This is a genomic window from Massilia haematophila, assembly GCF_042647645.1.
Taxonomy (GTDB): Bacteria; Pseudomonadota; Gammaproteobacteria; order Burkholderiales; family Burkholderiaceae_D; genus Telluria; species Telluria haematophila.
This window is the reverse complement of sequence record NZ_JBHRVV010000001.1, coordinates 5,026,981-5,043,681: the sequence shown is the minus strand read 5'-3', so window position 1 is coordinate 5,043,681 and position 16,701 is coordinate 5,026,981. Positions and strand designations below refer to the sequence as shown.

Here is a 16,701-nt window from a genome sequence, read left to right as displayed (position 1 = left end):
CCATGGCCGCGCTGTTCGCGATCGCCCGCTTCGAGATACGCCAGCGCCTGCGCCAGCTGGCGACCTGGGTCTATTTCGGCCTGTTCGTCGCCCTGGCCCTGCTGTGGACGGCGGCGGCCGGCGGCGTGTTCAAGGACACGGTGGTCGCCTTCGGCTCGCGCGTGCTGATCGACGCCCCGCGCCAGGTGGCCCTCACCACCGCCTTCCTCGGCTGCCTGGGCGTGATCGTGATGGCCGCCGTGATGGGGCGCGCGGTGCAGCAGGACTTCGAGCACGAGATGCACCACTTCTTCTTCAGCGCGCCGATCCGCAAATCCGCCTACGTGTTCGGGCGCTTCCTCGGCGCCTGGATCGTGCTGGCCCTGATCTTCGCCGGCATCCTGCTGGGCGCCTGGCTCGGCACCCTGGTGCCCGGCATCGATCCCGACCGCCTGGGCGGAGGCAGCCCCGGCGCCTACCTGCTGCCCTGGCTGTTCACGCTGCTGCCCAACCTGTTCATCTTCGGCGCGATCTTCTTCGTGCTGGCGGCGCTCACCCGGCGCATGCTGCCGGTGTACGTGGCCAGCATCGTGCTGCTGGTCGGCTATACGGTGGCGCCCTCGCTGGCGCGCGACTTCGACTACAAGACCGCGGCCGCCCTGATCGATCCGTTCGCCACCACTGCGCTGGTCACGCTCACCGAATACTGGCCGATCGCCGAGCGCAACGCGCGCCAGGTGACGCTGGAAGGCGTCTACCTGCTCAACCGCCTGATCTGGTGCGGCTTCGGCCTGGTCGTGCTGCTGCTAGGCTACTGGCGCCTGCAGCTGAGCGCCCTGGCGGAAGTGCGCGGCGGCGAGCCGCGCGCCCTGCCCGAGCCGGCGCCGCAGCTGACGCAGGCGGCCGTCAACACGCGCGAACGCCCGGACTTCGCGCGCCGCAGCCTGGGCCTGCTGCTGGCGAAGCAGACCTGGCTGCAATGGCGCCAGTCGGTCGCGACGCTCCCCTTCGCCCTGATCGCCCTGGCCGGCATGGGCATGCTGGTGCTGGGCAGCTTCGACCTCGGCATGCTGCATGGCGCCAGCACCTATCCCGTCACCTGGCGGATGCTGGAACTGATCCGCGACACCAATTCGCTGTTCGTCCTGGTGATCACCACCTTCTATGCGGCGCAGCTGGTCTGGCGCGAGCGCGACGCCCGCACCGCCCAGCTGTTCGACGCCCTGCCCCTGCCCGGCTGGCTGGCGCCGGTCTCGAAAGTGCTGGCATTGGTCGGCATGCAGGCGCTGCTGCTGCTGCTGGCGATGCTGACCGCGATGCTGAACCAGGTGTTGCGCGGCTACTTCGCGCTCGAGACCGGCCTCTACCTGCGCACCCTGTTCACCATCCTGCTGCCCCAGTACGCGCTGCTGGCGGTGCTGGCGGTGGCGGTGCAGGCGCTGTGCGGGCGCAAGGTGCTCGGCTATGCGCTGCTGGTGACGCTGTACGTGGCGATGATCGCCTGCCAGGGCCTGGGCCTGGACCACCCGCTGCTGCTGTTCACCGCGCTGCCCGAGCTGCCCTGGTCGGCCATGAACGGCTACGGCCACCTGCTGCTGCGCGAGCGCGCGCTGGAACTGTACGGCGGCGGCTTGGCGCTGATGCTGCTGGCCCTGACCGTGGTGCTGTGGCCGCGCGGCGTCAACCAGGAATGGTCCAGCCGCCTGCGCCTGGCGCGCCAGAACCTGACGCCGCGCGTGCTGGCGGCCTTTGGCGCCGGCCTGCTTCTGTTCGGCGCCAGCGGCGCCCTGCTCTGGTACGAGCTGGACGTGGCCGGCAACTACCGGATGACGCGCAGCGCCGAAGCGCTACGCGCCGAGTACGAGCTGCGCTACCGGCGCTTCCAGGACCTGCCCCAGCCGCGCCTGGCGGCGGTGAATCTGCGGGCCGACCTGTATCCGCAGGCGCGCATGCTGGCGGTAGCGGGCAGCTACCAGCTGGAGAACCGCGGCGCGGCGCCCATCAGCGACCTGGTCGTCTACCAGCAGCCCGGCTTCGACCTGGCGGCGCGCCTGTCGCAGCCGGCGCGCCTGGTGACGGGCGACCGCGCGCGCGGCTTCTACCGCTATCGCCTGGCGACCCCGCTGGCGCCCGGCGCGCGCATCGCTTTCGAATTCCAGTTGAGCGCGGCGCCGGGCGGCCTGCTCGGCGTGGGCACCGACACCCCGGTCGCGGCCAACGGCAGCTGGTTCACCAACGACGCCTTGCCGCGCATTGGCTACCAGCAGGCGGTCGAGCTGCGCGACGAACGCGACCGCCGCCGCCACGGCCTGGCGCCGCGCGCGCAGGACCAGCACCTGGACGCCGCCGGCACTGATGCTGCCCGCATCCGCTTCGAGGCGCTGGTCACGACGAGCGTGGACCAGATCGCGGTCGCGCCGGGCGCGCTCGAACGCGAGTGGATCGCGCAGGAGCGCCGCCACTTCCGCTACCGCGCCGAGCAGCCCATCCTCGACCGCTATGCGATCGCTTCGGCGCGCTATGCCGTGCGCCACGAGCGCTGGCAGGACGTCGCCATCGACGCCTTCTACCGGCCCGGCCACGAGGACAACGTCGACCGCCTGGTGCGCGGCGCCGCCGCCGCCCTCGCCTACGGCACCCGTGCGTTCGGTTCCTACGGCCTGCACGACCTGCGCCTGGTCGAGACGCCGCGCGGCGCCGGCGCGGCCCAATCCTTTCCCGGCATGGTCAGCCTGCCCGAGACCGAAGCCTTCATCGCGCGCGTCGAGCCGAACTCGCGCACCGAGATCGACTACCCGTTCTACATGGGTGCCTACAGCACCGCGCGCCAGTGGTGGGGCCAGCAGCTGGCCGCCTCGAACAAGCCCGGCGGCGCCCTGCTGGCCGCCGGCCTGGCCGAGTACACGGCGCTGATGACCGTGCGCCGCAGCCTGGGCTCGACCGCGATGCGGCGCTACCTGCGCCAGGACCTGAACGCCTACCTGCTGGGCCGCGCCACCGCCACCGGCCGCGAGCTGCCGCTGGTACGCGCCGGCGACGATGCCTGGCTGGCGCAGCGCAAGGGAGGGCTGGCGCTCTACCTGCTGCAGGACCAGTTGGGCGAGGAGCGCGTCAACGCGGTGCTGCGCGACTTCCTGCGCCGTCATGGCGGCCAGGACAACTCGCCGGATGCGGCCGCGCTGGTCGAGGCACTGCGGGCAGTCACGCCGCCCGACAAGGCCTACCTGGTGCACGACCTGTTCGAGGCCATCGTGCTGTACGAGAACCGGGCCGACAGCGCCAGCGCGCGGCGCCGCCCGGACGGCAAGTACGAAGTGACGCTGCGCGCCAGCGCGGCCAAGGTACGCGCGGGCGGCCCCACCGAGCAGGAGCTGCCGCTGGCCGACAGCATCGAGTTCGGCGTCGACGACAGCGAGGGCAGGCCGCTGGCGCGCGAGCGGCGCCTGGTGCGCGAGCGTGCGCAGGTCGTCAGCTTCGTGGTCGACGCGCTGCCGGCGCGCGCGGGCATCGACCCCGACTACAAGCTGATAGACAAGAAACCCACAGATAACATGGTTCCAGTCGACAATCGGTAAAACTCGATATATCATCGGCTAAAACTATTAGTGAGGGTGGAGCGATGTCTACCATGGTCACCGAGATCCGCGAAAAAATTCAGATGCTCAGCGCCGAGGAAAAGCACGAGCTGCTGCGTACGCTGCTGAAGGACGTCGATGGCGCCGACGAGGATGCCGACGAAGCCTGGCGCATGGAAGTGGTGCGCCGCGTGAAGGCGATCCGCAACGGCGAAGCGGCGATCCGCGCGCTGCAGGACTGGCAGGAATAATTCGCCGCCGCATATAGCTGAAGCACAAGACATAAAAAAACCGCGATCTGTCGATCGCGGTTTTTTTTCGTAGCGTGGGCGGTTAAACCGCCCACCCACCATCACTTCTTCGCCGCCACCCGCTTGGCCGCCGGCTTCTTCGCCGCGACGGTCTTGGCCGCGGCCTTGGCGGCCGGCTTCTTGGTGACCTTGGTCTCGACGGCTTCGCCATCGGCGCCCGCCGAGTCGTCGTTCGCCGCAGCCTTGCCCTTGGCGGCCGGCTTGGCCTTGCGTTCCTCGAACTCGAAGCTGATCTTGCCGTCCTTGCCGCGCACCAGGAAGGCCTTGAACGGACGGCGCGTACGCTGCGAGATGAAGCCCGGCAGCAGGTCGGTCTTGCCGTCGTTCAGCAGCTTGGCCATCTGCTCGGGCAGGATTTCCTGCTGCAGGATGATGCGGCCGCTGCGGAAGTCGCAGGTCTTCGGCTTGGCGACCTGGTGTTCGCAGACGTAGGCCAGGCCCATCTCGTAGACGCCGCCGTTGCACTTCGGGCACGGGCCGAGCGGGGTCTGGCCAGTGAAGTCGACGCCTTCTCCCTCTTCGCCCTCGGCCTGGTCCTGGCCGAAGTCGAACTCCAGCTTGAAGTTGTTGATGTCCTCGTCGCGCACGATGCGCAGGATCGCCGCGAACGGACGGCCCATCTTCGAGCGGAAGCCCTGCAGCGGACCGATGGTGCGGTTCTTCAGCAGTTCCTCGACCTCGTTGATCTCGAACTGGCGGCTGCCCGGCGTCTTGCTCATCGAGAAGTCGCACTTGGTGCAGGCGAAGCGGCGGTAGTTTTCCTTGACCACGCCGGCGCAGTTCGGGCAAGGCGTCTGCAGGGTCGCGTATTCGCCCGGAATGGTGTCGTTGTCGTATTCCTTGGCGCGCTTGACGATGATCTGGGTCATCTGCGCGATCTCACGCATGAACTCGTCGCGCGAGATCTTGCCCTTCTCCATCTGCGACAGCTTGTATTCCCATTCGCCGGTCAGTTCCGGCGCCGTCAGTTCGTTCACGCCCAAGCCGCGCAGCAAGGTCATCAGCTGCGACGCCTTCGCGGTCGGGATCAGTTCGCGCCCTTCGCGCACCAGGTATTTCTCGGTGAGCAGGCCCTCGATGATCGCCGCACGCGTGGCCGGGGTTCCAAGACCCTTGCCGGCCATGGCGTCACGCAGCTCGTCGGAGTCAACCAGCTTACCGGCGCCTTCCATTGCCGACAGCAGCGTCGCTTCGGTATAGCGCGCGGGCGGTTTCGTCACCAGGCTGTTCGGGGTCACCTTGTCGGCCAGGACCTTCTCGCCTTTCTGCACCGGCACCAGGGTGGCGCCGTCCTTGTCGTCGCCGGTCGTGTCCTTGCCGTAGATGGCGAGCCAACCCGGGTTGGTCATGACCTTGCCTTCGGTCTTGAACTGGTGGCCCGACACTTCGGTGAAGCGGGTCGTGACCAGGAACTCGGCCGGCGGGAAGAACACGGCCATGAAGCGGCGCGTGACCAGGTCGTAGAGCTTCTGTTCCGGTTCGCTCAGGTTCTTCGGCGCGACACCGGTCGGGATGATCGCGAAGTGGTCCGAGATCTTGGTGTTGTCGAAGATGCGCTTGTTCGGCTTGACCCAGCCGTTCTTGCTGATCTGCTTGGCGAACTGGTGGTAATTATTGTTCTCGGCCAGCGATTCCATCGTCGACTTGACGGTGGCGATGTAGTCTTCCGGCAGGTGGCGCGAATCGGTACGCGGATAGGTCAGGACCTTGTGCTTCTCGTACAGGGCCTGGGCCAGGCCGAGGGTGTTCTTGGCCGAGAAGCCGAAGCGGCCGTTGGCCTCGCGCTGCAGCGAGGTCAGGTCGAACAGGGCCGGCGCCATCGAGGTGGTCGGCTTCGACTCCTCGGTGACGACGCCCTGCTTGCCGCGGCAGGCGGCAACGATGGACTCGGCGGCAGCCTTGCTCCACAGGCGCTCGGCGCGCTTCTCCGGATCGTTCTCGTCCTTCTTGAACTTCTGGTCGAGCCAGCGTCCTTCGTAGATGCCGGCGGCGCAGACGAACTCGGCGCGCACTTCCCAGTAGTCGCGCGGAACGAACTTCTTGATTTTTTCTTCGCGCTCGACCACGATCGACAGGGTCGGCGTCTGCACCCGGCCTACCGTCGTCAGGTAGAACCCGCCCTCTTTCGAGTTGAAAGCGGTCATGGCGCGGGTGCCGTTGATGCCGATCAGCCAGTCCGCTTCCGAACGGCAGCGCGCGGCGTCGGCCAGCGGCAGCATCTCTTCGTCGCTGCGCAACTGGCGGAAGCCTTCGCGGATCGCCGTCGGGGTCATCGACTGCAGCCACAGGCGCTTCACCGGCTGCTTCGCCTTCGCGTTCTGCGCGATCAGGCGGAAGATCAGTTCACCTTCGCGGCCCGCGTCGCATGCGTTGATCAGGGTCGAAACATCCTTGCGCTTGATCAGCTTGTTCAGCACCTTGAGGCGCGACTCGGTCTTGGCGATCGGGTTCAGCGCGAAGTATGGCGGAATCACCGGCAAATGCTGGAAGCTCCACTTGCCGCGCTTGACGTCGTATTCTTCCGGCACCGCGATTTCCAGCAGGTGGCCGACCGCGGACGAGAGGATGTATTCGTCGGATTCGAAATACTCATCGTGCTTGGTGAAGCCGCCCAGCGTCTTGGCGATGTCATTCGCGACGGAGGGCTTCTCGGCGATGATGAGGGTTTTGGTCATAAAGTTTCTCGTCTTACTTATTTATTAGAGGTTTGGCTCGCGCATCATACATGCTTGGCGGCGTCCCCGCTTTTTACTTAATGTCTTAGTGGTAACAGTTTGGAATGAGCGGCCAATGATAAGCGCGTTATCGCGCTGTTCGCAAGTGGACTCTGCACCTCTGTTGTGCAAGGCCGCACAGCATTGCGCCGAAAACGCGCGGCCCTTTCCTGGCGTTGACAATGCAGCCAAGAATGCCTTCTTCCGTGAAAGTGGGCGCTTTCCTACATGGTATCGGACACCATTCCGATAGGACTGGCGCGGCCGTGCGCGCAAGATCATCCTGTTGGCGGATTTGATGCCGCCGTTTGATGGGAGGAAATGACCATGAGCGACAAACAGAAAGGCATGGTGAACGAACACGGACGCAGTGTCTCACGCGAAAAAATGGTGCCGGTGGCCGAGGGCAGCCAACAGGGCAAGCCGCCCGGCGCCGTGGCCTCGTCGGCGCCGAACTCGCAATCCTGGACGCCGAACGACGACCAGCGTCCTTCAGGCAATATGCAGTCGGAAAATCTGAATCCTGGCCAGGCCTCGGTGGGCGGCCATCCCGACCGCGGACGTGGCGGCGTGGCTGCCCAGCAAGGCGGCTGGAGCGCGCGCCAGAAGGGCCAGCGCATGCAGGCCCGCGCCGAGGAAGACCGGCTCGGCATGTCGCAGCAGTCCGGTTACGGCGGCCTCGAGCAGGACCAGCGCGCCGGTTCGCAGGAGTCGCCCAGCGGTCCACCGGGATCGCAACAATCGAGCGTGACCGGCGCGCAGCAGGGAGGCCAGCCGGACCAGCCGGCGGCGGATGTCGGCAAGGGCAAGCCGGGCGGCGGATCGGGTAATCGTTGAGGCGATCCCGGAAACGCTGCAAAAGAAAACGGCCTGCCGGTTAGCGGCAGGCCGTTCAATTAACTCGGAAAAAATTAATGCAGCAGGCGCGGCGTCTGCTCGTCGTCGGCACCGAACAGGTCGTCGAACATCAGCGCGTCCGGCTCCTTGCCCTGGCTCCACATGAGCATGAGGACGATGATCTTCAGCTTGCTCAGCGTAACCGGTGACTCGTCGACCGCGAGCGCGCGTTCGATGATGATCTCGCGCTGCACTGGCGTGATGAGCCTGGCGCTTTCGAGGAACTGGATGAAGCCGATCGCGGCGCTGCCGAGCTCGTTGTACTCCTCGTCCACGTAGTAACGGGTGCCGGTGGAGGCGACCACGTCGGCCAGCTCTTCGGCGGCCATTTCATTCAGACCCGTGAGCCAATCGATGGCTTCGCAGATCTCGAAGTCGTCGAAGCCGACGGCGGAGAGCTTGCGCGCCAATGCAGCCGGCTCGGGGCAGGCTTCGGGACGATAGTACGTCTCGTAGAGGTAGACCAGGATGTCGAACATAGTGACGCTACTGTAGCAGCTAAGCTCGTACGGGCACAAGCTTGCTACGTACATGAGCATCCGCAATGCGTATTTCGTCGTTTTTCGGCCTTATCGGTTCATATAGGCTAGTAAGTAATTATCTGTGCGGCTACTGCATCGAACAAAGCCGACAAGGCAATCAATGTGCTGTCATCAACACGCTGCAATCGACGATACGCGTTGCACCTTTCCACCCGGCAGCCGCTCGAGCATGCCGGCCATTTCCAGCGCCAGCAAGCCCAGGCTCAACTCGCCGATGCTGCTGCCGCTGCGCAGCAGCAACGTATCGATGTCGACCGGCTCGTGGCCCAGCTGCTCGAGCAATCCGAGACACGCCGTCTCGCTTGGTGGCGCGCTTGCCACATCCGGCGCGAGCGGCGAGACGCGCATCGCCTCGAGAATCTCGGCGACCGTTTCGACCAGGCGCGCGCCATCGCGGATCAGGGCGTGACAGCCCTTGGCCAGCGGCGCGTGGATCGAGCCGGGCAAGGCGAACACCTCGCGTCCCTGTTCGTTCGCCACGCGCGCCGTGATGAGCGAGCCGGACTGCGCCGCCGCTTCGACCACCAGCACGCCTGCCGACAAGCCGCTGATGATCCGATTGCGCCGAGGGAAATTGCCCGGCGTCGGCGGCGTGCCGAGCGGATACTCGCTGACGATGCAGCCTTCCTGCGCGATGCGTTCGCCCAGGGCGCGGTTGCGGCTTGGATAAAACAGATCGGCGCCGGTGCCGACCACGGCGATCGTCGCGCCCATGCCTTCGAGTGCGCCTTCGTGCGCGGCGGCATCGATACCCAGCGCCAGCCCGGACACGACACACACGCCGGCACGCGACAGGCTGGCCGCAAAATGCCTGGCGTTCGCCTTGCCCTGGCTGGTGGCGTTGCGGCTGCCGACGATGGCCAACGCCGGACGCGTCAGCAATTCGCTGCGTCCATTTATATAGAGCAGGAGCGGCGGATCGGGGATGTTGGCAAGGCTGGCCGGATAGCCGGGCTCGCCCAGCGCCAGCAGCGCATGCGCGGGATCGTCGAGCCAGGCGAGCACGGCGTCGCGCAGCCGCAAGGTGGATGTAGAAGGCGGCGAGCACAGGGCGCGCACCGTGGCGACAGGCAAGTGGGCGGCAAGTGCCGCATGGCCGGCCTCGAAGATGCCGCGCGGCGAACCGAAGCGGCGCAGCAGCAATTGCGCGGTGCGGCACCCGACCCCGCTCGCCCCTTCAAGGCGCAGCCAGTCGAGGAGTTGGTCGATGCCTTGCTCACTGCCGCTGGCGGGATTGGGGGCCGTGTCCTGCACGGTGAATTTACTCCGGTGATTTCGCCACGTCGCCGACTTCCACCGGCGCCGTCACTTGCATGATCAGGCCGTAGGAAACGCGCCCAAACACTCGGAAGATGAACAGGGTGCCATACTGCTCATCGGGAAGCTTGATCGTCGAGCGGCCGAAACCGAGGAAACCCTTGCGGCCTTCCGGGTCCGGCACCGTCTTCCCGAAATGATAGAGCTGCAGCACGGAGCCGACATCGAGCCCGTCAAGCGCGCCCCGATTGACAGTGACGACCTGGCTCTGTCCGGCATAGGTCACGCCGGAATAGATCGACATCACGCGCGCGTCGATCGGCTGCAGCGGCGCATGCGGCACGTAGTTGCGCACGGCCGGCGGCGGGGCCGGGACCAGGCGGTCGCCCACGCCCATCTCGCGCACCGAGCTCGACACGGTAAAGGTGTGCACGTCGACGCCGGGCGCGGCCGGTTTCGTCAGCGTGACGGTGCCGACGTAGCTGGCCTCGTGCGCCAGCACGGCGCCGGTCTGCGGATCCTTCAGAGGACCGCCCGGACGGAACACCTGGAAACTGGTCGCGCCCTGCAGGTCGCCGCGCACGTAGACGCGGTCGCCCACGCCGAGGTAGACGTGGTTTTCCTCGGACGCGGCAATGCGCGGCGCATTGGCCAGCTGGCCCTGCTCGATTACCAGCGGCTGGGTCAGGTAGGGTTCGATCACGCCGGAGGGAATCGACTGCACCGCGTCGTTCTCCAGGCCGCTGCTCTTCACCTGGGGCGACAGGCGCAGCAGGGGCGGCTCGCCGCGGCCGTCGCCGCTACCCGGTTTATTCAAGGACAAACGTCCGCGCACACGGTCGAAGTACACGATCTGGCCAGGATAGATCCAGTGCGGGTTGCGGATCTCGTCGCGGTTCATGCCCCAGACCTGGGGCCAGCACCAGGGGTGCTGGAGGAAGGCGCCGGAGATATCCCACAGGGTGTCGCCCTTGACGACGCGGTGCTGGTCGGGAGCGTTCGGCTTGAAGGCGCATTCGGCGGCCTGGACGGGGCCGGCTACGACACACGCGACGAGGGCCGCGGCAGCAGCGCGGGTCACGACTGTGCTAAAATTTTTCATTGAAGACGTCCGTAAAGTGCGGCATTGACACGGAAATTGCAGGCTGCACCGGTCACCACGGCCAGCCGCGGCGCAAGAAACAGCACGAATCGACGTTCCCAGACCGCGAGGCGGATCGCAAAGAGTTGCCGAATTGAATCAAATTCTGCACACAAATCCTTGAACTAGCAAGACAAACCGCGTCCTGCAGCCGGGGCGGCGTGTTGCATTCCTGCTCGTGCGCCCCCACCTGTTGTCGTACTCCCACCAATCCTTATTGAACTGTTACTGAATTAGCTGATATGGCCCTCCTGAAGATCCTGCGCTATCCCGACCCTCGCCTGCACAAGGTTGCCATGCCGGTGACCGAATTCGGCGAGCGCCTCGCCAAGCTGGTGGCCGACATGGCCGAGACCATGTACGACGCGCCAGGCGTCGGACTGGCCGCGACCCAGGTCGACGTGCACGAGCGCGTGGTCGTGATCGACGTCTCCGAGTCGCACGACGAGCTGCGCGTCTTCGTCAACCCGGAAATCACCTGGGCCAGCGAGGAAAAACAGGTCTACGACGAAGGCTGCCTGTCGGTGCCGGGCATCTACGACGGCGTCGAGCGTCCTGCCCGCGTGAAAGTGCGCGCCCAGGATGCCAAGGGCGAGTTCTTCGAGCTCGAGTGCGACGGCCTGCTGGCCGTGTGCATCCAGCACGAGATGGACCACCTGATGGGCAAGGTGTTCGTCGAATACCTGTCGCCGCTGAAGCGCAACCGCATCAAGGCCAAGCTGCAGAAGGAAGAGCGCGGCATGGAACGCGAAGCGGCGCTGAAGGCCGCCGGCCGCCGTCATTAAGGCGCCGCGCATGAAGGTCGTTTTCGCCGGCACGCCGGAGTTTGCCGCTGTCGCCCTGCGCGAGTTGATCGCCGCCGGGTTCGAGATTCCCCTGGTGCTGACCCAGCCCGACCGCCCGGCCGGGCGCGGCATGCAATTGCAGGCCTCGCCGGTCAAGCAGCTGGCGCTGGAGCATGGCATCGAGGTGCTGCAGCCGCTGTCGCTGCGCATGGATAGCAAGGACCCGCAACGCGCGCTCGAAGCGGCCGCCGCGCATGAGCGCCTGCAAGGGCTCGACTACGACGTGATGGTGGTGGCGGCCTATGGCCTGATCCTGCCGCGCAGCACCCTCGACATCGCACCCTGCATCAACATCCACGGTTCGCTGCTGCCGCGCTGGCGCGGCGCCGCGCCGATCCACCGCGCGATCGAAAGCGGCGACGTCGAAACGGGCGTGACCATCATGGGCATGGAAGAAGGCCTGGACACCGGCCCGATGATGCTGATCGAACGCGTGGCGATCGAGGATGGCGACACCACCGGCAGCCTGCACGACAAGCTGGCGGCGCTGGGCGGGACCATGATCGTCGAGGCGCTGCGCCGCATGGAACGCGGGGAATTGACGTCCACGCCGCAGCCCGAGGAAGGCGTGACCTACGCCGCCAAGATCAGCAAAGACGAAGCGAAGCTCGACTTTGCCCTGCCGGCCATCGCGCTGTGGCGCAAGGTGCGCGCCTTTAACCCCTTCCCTGCCGCGCAGGGCATGGTGAACGGGACGGCGATCAAGATCTGGAAGGCCGAGCTGGCCGACTACCAGGGCAATGCTGCGCCGGGCACGGTATTGTCCGCCGATGCGCAAGGCGGCATCGTCGTCGCCTGCGGCGAAGGCGCGCTGCGATTGCTGGAGTTACAAAAGCCGGGCGGCAAGCGCCTGGCGGCGGCGGAGTTCCTGAAGGGCTTCCCGCTGGCTGGCCTGCGCTTCGAATAGGCCAACTCAACCGTAGGGTGGGCACCCCGTGCCCACGCGAACGGCGGCTTGACGTTTGCCCGTGAACGCGGCGAACAAGCTGCGTTCCAGCACAGGCATTCGCGGTATGCCCGGAACGCTGCCAACTTCACGCTGCTTGTTGGGCTTGAACGACGCTACTGTAACGCTAGCTTCCGCGTGGGCACGGGGTGCCCACCCTACGATCATCCGCGCTAACGTTTCAAGACACCCAAACAAAAAACGCGCCCTTCGGCGCGTTCGATGACAATTTAATTGCCGGCTGCTTCCGCAGCGCGCTGCGCGTCCATGTGTTCGCGCAGAACCTGGTTGATGCGGGTCTGGTAGCCCGGACCGGCCGCCTTGAACCATTCCAGCATATCGACGTCGAGGCGGATCGTCACGATCTGCTTCACGCCAGCCGGCTGTTGCTTCGCTACTGGCGCTACGTGATTCTGCACCATTGCCTGGTCCCAATCGGGTTCGTACTCTTTGTTCATGCAATCATCCCGTCTCTTTAACAACGTGCCACATTCCGCGTGGCATTTATTTATTGTCGTCGCTGTATGTATCCGCAAAATTGCTAAACAGGCGGGTTTTGTAACATCATGTAACAAGGTTGCGCATAAACACATAACGATACAATCTGCCTTCTCCGTCCGCCGTGGCTGAAGCGCGCGGCGGCGATGACGTATAATTTCAGGTCGTCCAAACCGTGCCGATGCTTGCGCACGCCTTCCGAAAGCTCATCATGACTGCCCCAAAGACCGCCCTCTCCCCGATCGAAACCCAGCTGCGCGAGATCCTGTCGCGCCGCATCATGATCCTGGATGGCGCGATGGGCACCATCATCCAGCAGTACAAGCTCGATGAAGCGGCCTACCGCGGCGAGCGCTTCGCCGGCTTCGCCGCGCCCGAGGGCGCCGGCAACCGCGAGCTTTTCGTCAAGGGCAACAATGAATTGCTGACCCTGACCCAGCCGCAGATCATCCAGGAAATCCACGAGCGCTACCTGGCGGCCGGCGCCGACCTAATCGAGACCAATACCTTCGGTGCGACCGGCGTGGCCCAGGACGACTACCACATGGGGCACCTGGCCTACGAGATGAACGTCGAGGCCGCAAAGCTCGCGCGCGCCGCCTGCGACAAGTACTCGACGCCGGACAAGCCGCGCTTCGTTGCCGGCGCCCTCGGCCCGACCCCGAAGACGGCCTCGATCTCGCCCGACGTGAACGATCCGGCGGCGCGCAACATCACCTTCGATCAACTCGTTGCGAGCTACCATGAACAGGTGCGCGGCCTGGTCGAGGGCGGCGTCGACGTGCTGCTGGTCGAGACCATCTTCGACACCCTGAACTGCAAGGCGGCGCTGTTCGCCATCGACCTGTACTTCGACGAGCATCCGGATACGCCGCGCAAGCCGATCATGATTTCGGGCACGGTCACCGATGCCTCGGGCCGCATCCTGTCGGGCCAGACCGTCGAGGCCTTCTGGAATTCGGTGCGCCACGCGAAGCCGCTGACCATCGGCCTGAACTGCGCGCTGGGCGCGGCGCTGATGCGCCCGTATGCCGAGGAGCTGTCGCAGATCGCCGATACCTTCGTGTGTATCTACCCGAACGCCGGCCTGCCGAATCCGATGAGCGACACCGGCTTCGACGAGCTGCCGTCCGACACCTCGGCCCTGCTGCGCGAATTCGCCGACGCCGGCTTCGTCAACATCGCCGGCGGCTGCTGCGGCACCACGCCGGAACACATCAAGGCGATCGCCGAACTGCTGTCGAGCGCCACCCCGCGCGCGCTGCCGCAGGTGCCGGTCGCGATGCGCCTGTCGGGCCTGGAGCCGTTCACGGTCGACGCCTCCTCGCTGTTCGTGAACGTCGGCGAGCGCACCAACGTCACCGGCTCGAAGGCCTTTGCGCGCATGATCCTGAACGAGCAGTTCGACGAGGCGCTGTCGGTGGCGCGCCAGCAGGTCGAGAACGGCGCCCAGGTCATCGACATCAACATGGACGAAGCGATGCTCGATTCGCAGGCGGCGATGACGCGCTTCCTGAACCTGATCGCGTCCGAGCCCGACATCTCGCGCGTGCCGATCATGATCGACTCCTCGAAGTGGTCGGTGATCGAGGCCGGCCTGAAGTGCGTGCAGGGCAAGGCCATCGTCAACTCGATCTCGATGAAGGAAGGAGAAGAGGAGTTCCTGCGCCAGGCCAAGCTGTGCCGCCGCTACGGCGCGGCCGTGATCGTCATGGCCTTCGACGAGCTGGGCCAGGCCGACACCTTCGAGCGCAAGATCGAGATCTGCAAGCGCGCCTACGACACCCTGGTGCAGAAGGTCGGCTTCCCGCCCGAGGACATCATCTTCGACCCGAACATCTTCGCGATCGCCACCGGCATCGAGGAGCACAACAACTACGCGAACGACTTCATCAACGCCACGCGCTGGATCCGCGAGCACCTGCCGCATGCGAAGGTGTCGGGCGGCGTCTCGAACGTGTCGTTCTCCTTCCGCGGCAACGACCCGGCGCGCGAAGCGATCCACACCGTGTTCCTGTACCACGCGATCAAGGCCGGCATGACCATGGGTATCGTCAACGCCGGCATGATCGGCGTCTACGACGAACTGCCCGCCGAACTGCGCGAGCGCGTCGAGGACGTGGTGCTGAACCGCCGCGATGACGCCACCGAGCGCATGATCGAATTCGCCGGCACGCTCAAGGCCGGCGGCGGCAAGCAGGAACAGAACCTCGAGTGGAGGAATGGTCCGGTCGAGAAGCGCCTGGCGCACGCGCTGGTGCACGGCATCACCCAGTGGATCGTCGAGGACACCGAGGAAGCGCGCCAGGCCGTACTCGCCGCCGGCGGGCGTCCGATCAACGTCATCGAAGGTCCGCTGATGGCGGGCATGGACATCGTCGGCGACCTCTTCGGCCAGGGCAAGATGTTCCTGCCGCAGGTGGTAAAGTCCGCCCGCGTGATGAAGCAGGCCGTGGCCCATCTGGTGCCCTTCATCGAAGAAGAAAAGGCGCAGGAAGAAGCACGCACCGGCATCGTCGCCAAGCCCAAGGGCAAGATCGTGATCGCCACCGTGAAGGGCGACGTGCACGACATTGGCAAGAACATCGTCTCGGTGGTCCTGCAGTGTAATAACTTCGAGATCGTGAACATGGGCGTGATGGTGCCCTGCTCCGACATCCTGGCCAAGGCCAAGGAAGAGAACGCGGACATCGTCGGCCTGTCCGGCCTGATCACGCCTTCGCTGGAAGAGATGGCCCACGTCGCGCGCGAGATGCAACGCGATCCGTGGTTCCGCGAGCGCCGGATTCCGCTCTTGATCGGCGGCGCCACCACCAGCCGCGCACACACGGCCGTGAAGATCGCGCCGCACTACGACGGCCCGGTGGTCTACGTGCCGGACGCCTCGCGTTCGGTGTCTGTCGGCCAGTCGCTGCTGACCGAGGACACGCGCGAGCAGTACATGGCCGAGATCAAGGCCGACTACGAGCGCATCCGCGTGCAGCACGCCGGCAAGAAGGCGCTGCCGATGGTCACGCTGGAACAGGCGCGCGCCAACAAGGCCAAGCTGGCATTCGCTCCGCTCAAGCCGAAGTTCATCGGGCGCCGCGTATTTAAAAATGTCGACCTGGGTACGCTGGCGCGCTACATCGACTGGGGTCCGTTCTTCCAGACCTGGGACCTGGCCGGTCCCTACCCCGCCATCCTGAGCGACGAGGTCGTGGGCGAAGCCGCGACCAAGGTCTTCGAGGAAGGCCAGGCCATGCTCAAGAAGATCATCGAAGGCCGCTGGCTGACGGCGAACGGCGCGATCGCCCTGCTGCCGGCCAACAGCGTGCGCGACGACGACATCGAGATCTACACCGACGAATCGCGTTCGCAGGTCGCCTTCACCTGGCACGGCCTGCGCCAGCAGGGCGTCAAACCCGTGGTCGACGGCGTGCAGCGCCCGAACCAGTGCCTGGCCGACTTCATCGCGCCGAAGGAATCGGGCGTGGCGGACTACATCGGCATGTTCGCGGTGACGGCGGGCCTGGGCATCGAGAAACACGAGCAGCGCTTCGAGGACGCGCACGACGACTACTCGTCGATCATGCTGAAGGCCCTGGCCGACCGCCTGGCCGAAGCCTTCGCCGAATACCTGCACGAGCGCGTGCGTACCGACCTGTGGGGCTATGCGGCCAACGAAGACCTGAACAACGCCGACCTCATCGCCGAGAAGTACGTCGGCATTCGTCCGGCGCCGGGCTACCCGGCCTGCCCGGAGCACACGGTCAAGAAGGAGCTGTTCGAGACCCTGCAGGCCGAGGAGATCGGCATGCAGCTGACCGAGTCCTACGCGATGTATCCGGGCGCGGCGGTGTCGGGCTTCTATTTTGCCCATCCGGAATCGAAGTACTTCGTGGTCGGCAAGATCGGCGACGACCAGGTCGAGGACATGGCGCAGCGCCGCGGCATGGACAAGGCCGAGGTCGAGCGTCACCTGGCGCCGAATCTGTCTTAATCGCCCGTTGGCGC

11 protein-coding genes are annotated in these 16,701 nt (G+C 65.7%); 6 read left to right on the top strand and 5 right to left on the bottom strand.

Going from position 1 to position 16,701, the window contains the following annotated elements:
- Positions 1-2 precede the first annotated feature (2 nt).
- The gene (locus tag ACFOPH_RS22370) at positions 3-3,554 is read left to right on the top strand and encodes a hypothetical protein (protein ID WP_379737325.1); all 3,552 of its coding nucleotides are present in this window, start codon (positions 3-5) and stop codon (positions 3,552-3,554) included.
- A gap of 44 nt (positions 3,555-3,598) precedes the next feature.
- Positions 3,599-3,805, top strand: a complete 207-nt coding sequence (locus tag ACFOPH_RS22365) for an addiction module protein (protein WP_312548221.1) — start codon at positions 3,599-3,601, stop codon at positions 3,803-3,805.
- Between the two features lie 101 nt (positions 3,806-3,906).
- Here ACFOPH_RS22365 and ACFOPH_RS22360 read toward each other — a convergent pair whose 3' ends face one another.
- Positions 3,907-6,540 carry a DNA topoisomerase III gene (locus ACFOPH_RS22360; protein WP_379737323.1) on the bottom strand — a complete coding sequence of 878 codons (2,634 nt, stop codon included), beginning with the start codon at positions 6,538-6,540 and terminating at the stop codon, positions 3,907-3,909.
- Between the two features lie 366 nt (positions 6,541-6,906).
- Here ACFOPH_RS22360 and ACFOPH_RS22355 point away from each other — a divergent pair, with 366 nt between their 5' ends.
- Positions 6,907-7,416 carry a hypothetical protein gene (locus ACFOPH_RS22355; protein WP_312548223.1) on the top strand — a complete coding sequence of 170 codons (510 nt, stop codon included), beginning with the start codon at positions 6,907-6,909 and terminating at the stop codon, positions 7,414-7,416.
- Between the two features lie 74 nt (positions 7,417-7,490).
- On the opposite strand, the gene ACFOPH_RS22350 is transcribed toward ACFOPH_RS22355, so the two are convergent.
- From ACFOPH_RS22350 to ACFOPH_RS22340, 3 genes are all read right to left on the bottom strand, one after another.
- A complete protein-coding gene (locus ACFOPH_RS22350; protein ID WP_312548224.1) occupies positions 7,491-7,955 on the bottom strand; it encodes a DUF494 family protein in 465 nt (154 codons plus the stop codon).
- A gap of 174 nt (positions 7,956-8,129) precedes the next feature.
- Complete coding sequence (gene dprA / locus ACFOPH_RS22345; RefSeq protein WP_379737321.1) at positions 8,130-9,272, bottom strand: DNA-processing protein DprA; 1,143 nt, start codon at positions 9,270-9,272, stop codon at positions 8,130-8,132.
- Between the two features lie 7 nt (positions 9,273-9,279).
- A complete protein-coding gene (locus ACFOPH_RS22340) occupies positions 9,280-10,377 on the bottom strand; it encodes a LysM peptidoglycan-binding domain-containing protein (protein ID WP_379737319.1) in 1,098 nt (365 codons plus the stop codon).
- Between the two features lie 281 nt (positions 10,378-10,658).
- On the opposite strand from ACFOPH_RS22340, the gene def reads away from it, so the two are divergent.
- Positions 10,659-11,201 carry a peptide deformylase gene (def, locus tag ACFOPH_RS22335; RefSeq protein ID WP_312548228.1) on the top strand — a complete coding sequence of 181 codons (543 nt, stop codon included), beginning with the start codon at positions 10,659-10,661 and terminating at the stop codon, positions 11,199-11,201.
- 10 nt (positions 11,202-11,211) lie between these two features.
- Positions 11,212-12,168: a methionyl-tRNA formyltransferase gene (fmt, locus tag ACFOPH_RS22330; RefSeq protein WP_379737317.1), complete on the top strand. Its 957-nt coding sequence runs from the start codon at positions 11,212-11,214 to the stop codon at positions 12,166-12,168.
- A 269-nt stretch (positions 12,169-12,437) separates the two neighbouring features.
- Here fmt and ACFOPH_RS22325 read toward each other — a convergent pair whose 3' ends face one another.
- Complete coding sequence (locus ACFOPH_RS22325; RefSeq protein ID WP_312548230.1) at positions 12,438-12,665, bottom strand: BrnA antitoxin family protein; 228 nt, start codon at positions 12,663-12,665, stop codon at positions 12,438-12,440.
- Positions 12,666-12,916: 251 nt separating this feature from the next.
- Between ACFOPH_RS22325 and metH the strand changes: the two genes are divergently transcribed.
- On the top strand, positions 12,917-16,687 hold the full coding sequence (metH, locus tag ACFOPH_RS22320) for a methionine synthase (RefSeq protein ID WP_312548231.1): 3,771 nt from the start codon (positions 12,917-12,919) through the stop codon (positions 16,685-16,687).
- Positions 16,688-16,701 lie beyond the last annotated feature (14 nt).

Excerpts from the sequence above, each read along its gene's own strand:
- metH (WP_312548231.1), top strand. The coding sequence starts at position 12,917 with ATGACTGCCCCAAAGACCGCCCTCTCCCCGATCGAAACCCAGCTGCGC.
- ACFOPH_RS22325 (WP_312548230.1), bottom strand. The coding sequence starts at position 12,665 with ATGAACAAAGAGTACGAACCCGATTGGGACCAGGCAATGGTGCAGAAT.
- def (WP_312548228.1), top strand. The coding sequence starts at position 10,659 with ATGGCCCTCCTGAAGATCCTGCGCTATCCCGACCCTCGCCTGCACAAG.
- ACFOPH_RS22360 (WP_379737323.1), bottom strand. The coding sequence starts at position 6,540 with ATGACCAAAACCCTCATCATCGCCGAGAAGCCCTCCGTCGCGAATGAC.
- ACFOPH_RS22370 (WP_379737325.1), top strand. The coding sequence starts at position 3 with ATGGCCGCGCTGTTCGCGATCGCCCGCTTCGAGATACGCCAGCGCCTG.
- ACFOPH_RS22340 (WP_379737319.1), bottom strand. The coding sequence starts at position 10,377 with ATGAAAAATTTTAGCACAGTCGTGACCCGCGCTGCTGCCGCGGCCCTC.
- ACFOPH_RS22355 (WP_312548223.1), top strand. The coding sequence starts at position 6,907 with ATGAGCGACAAACAGAAAGGCATGGTGAACGAACACGGACGCAGTGTC.
- ACFOPH_RS22365 (WP_312548221.1), top strand. The coding sequence starts at position 3,599 with ATGTCTACCATGGTCACCGAGATCCGCGAAAAAATTCAGATGCTCAGC.
- ACFOPH_RS22350 (WP_312548224.1), bottom strand. The coding sequence starts at position 7,955 with ATGTTCGACATCCTGGTCTACCTCTACGAGACGTACTATCGTCCCGAA.
- fmt (WP_379737317.1), top strand. The coding sequence starts at position 11,212 with ATGAAGGTCGTTTTCGCCGGCACGCCGGAGTTTGCCGCTGTCGCCCTG.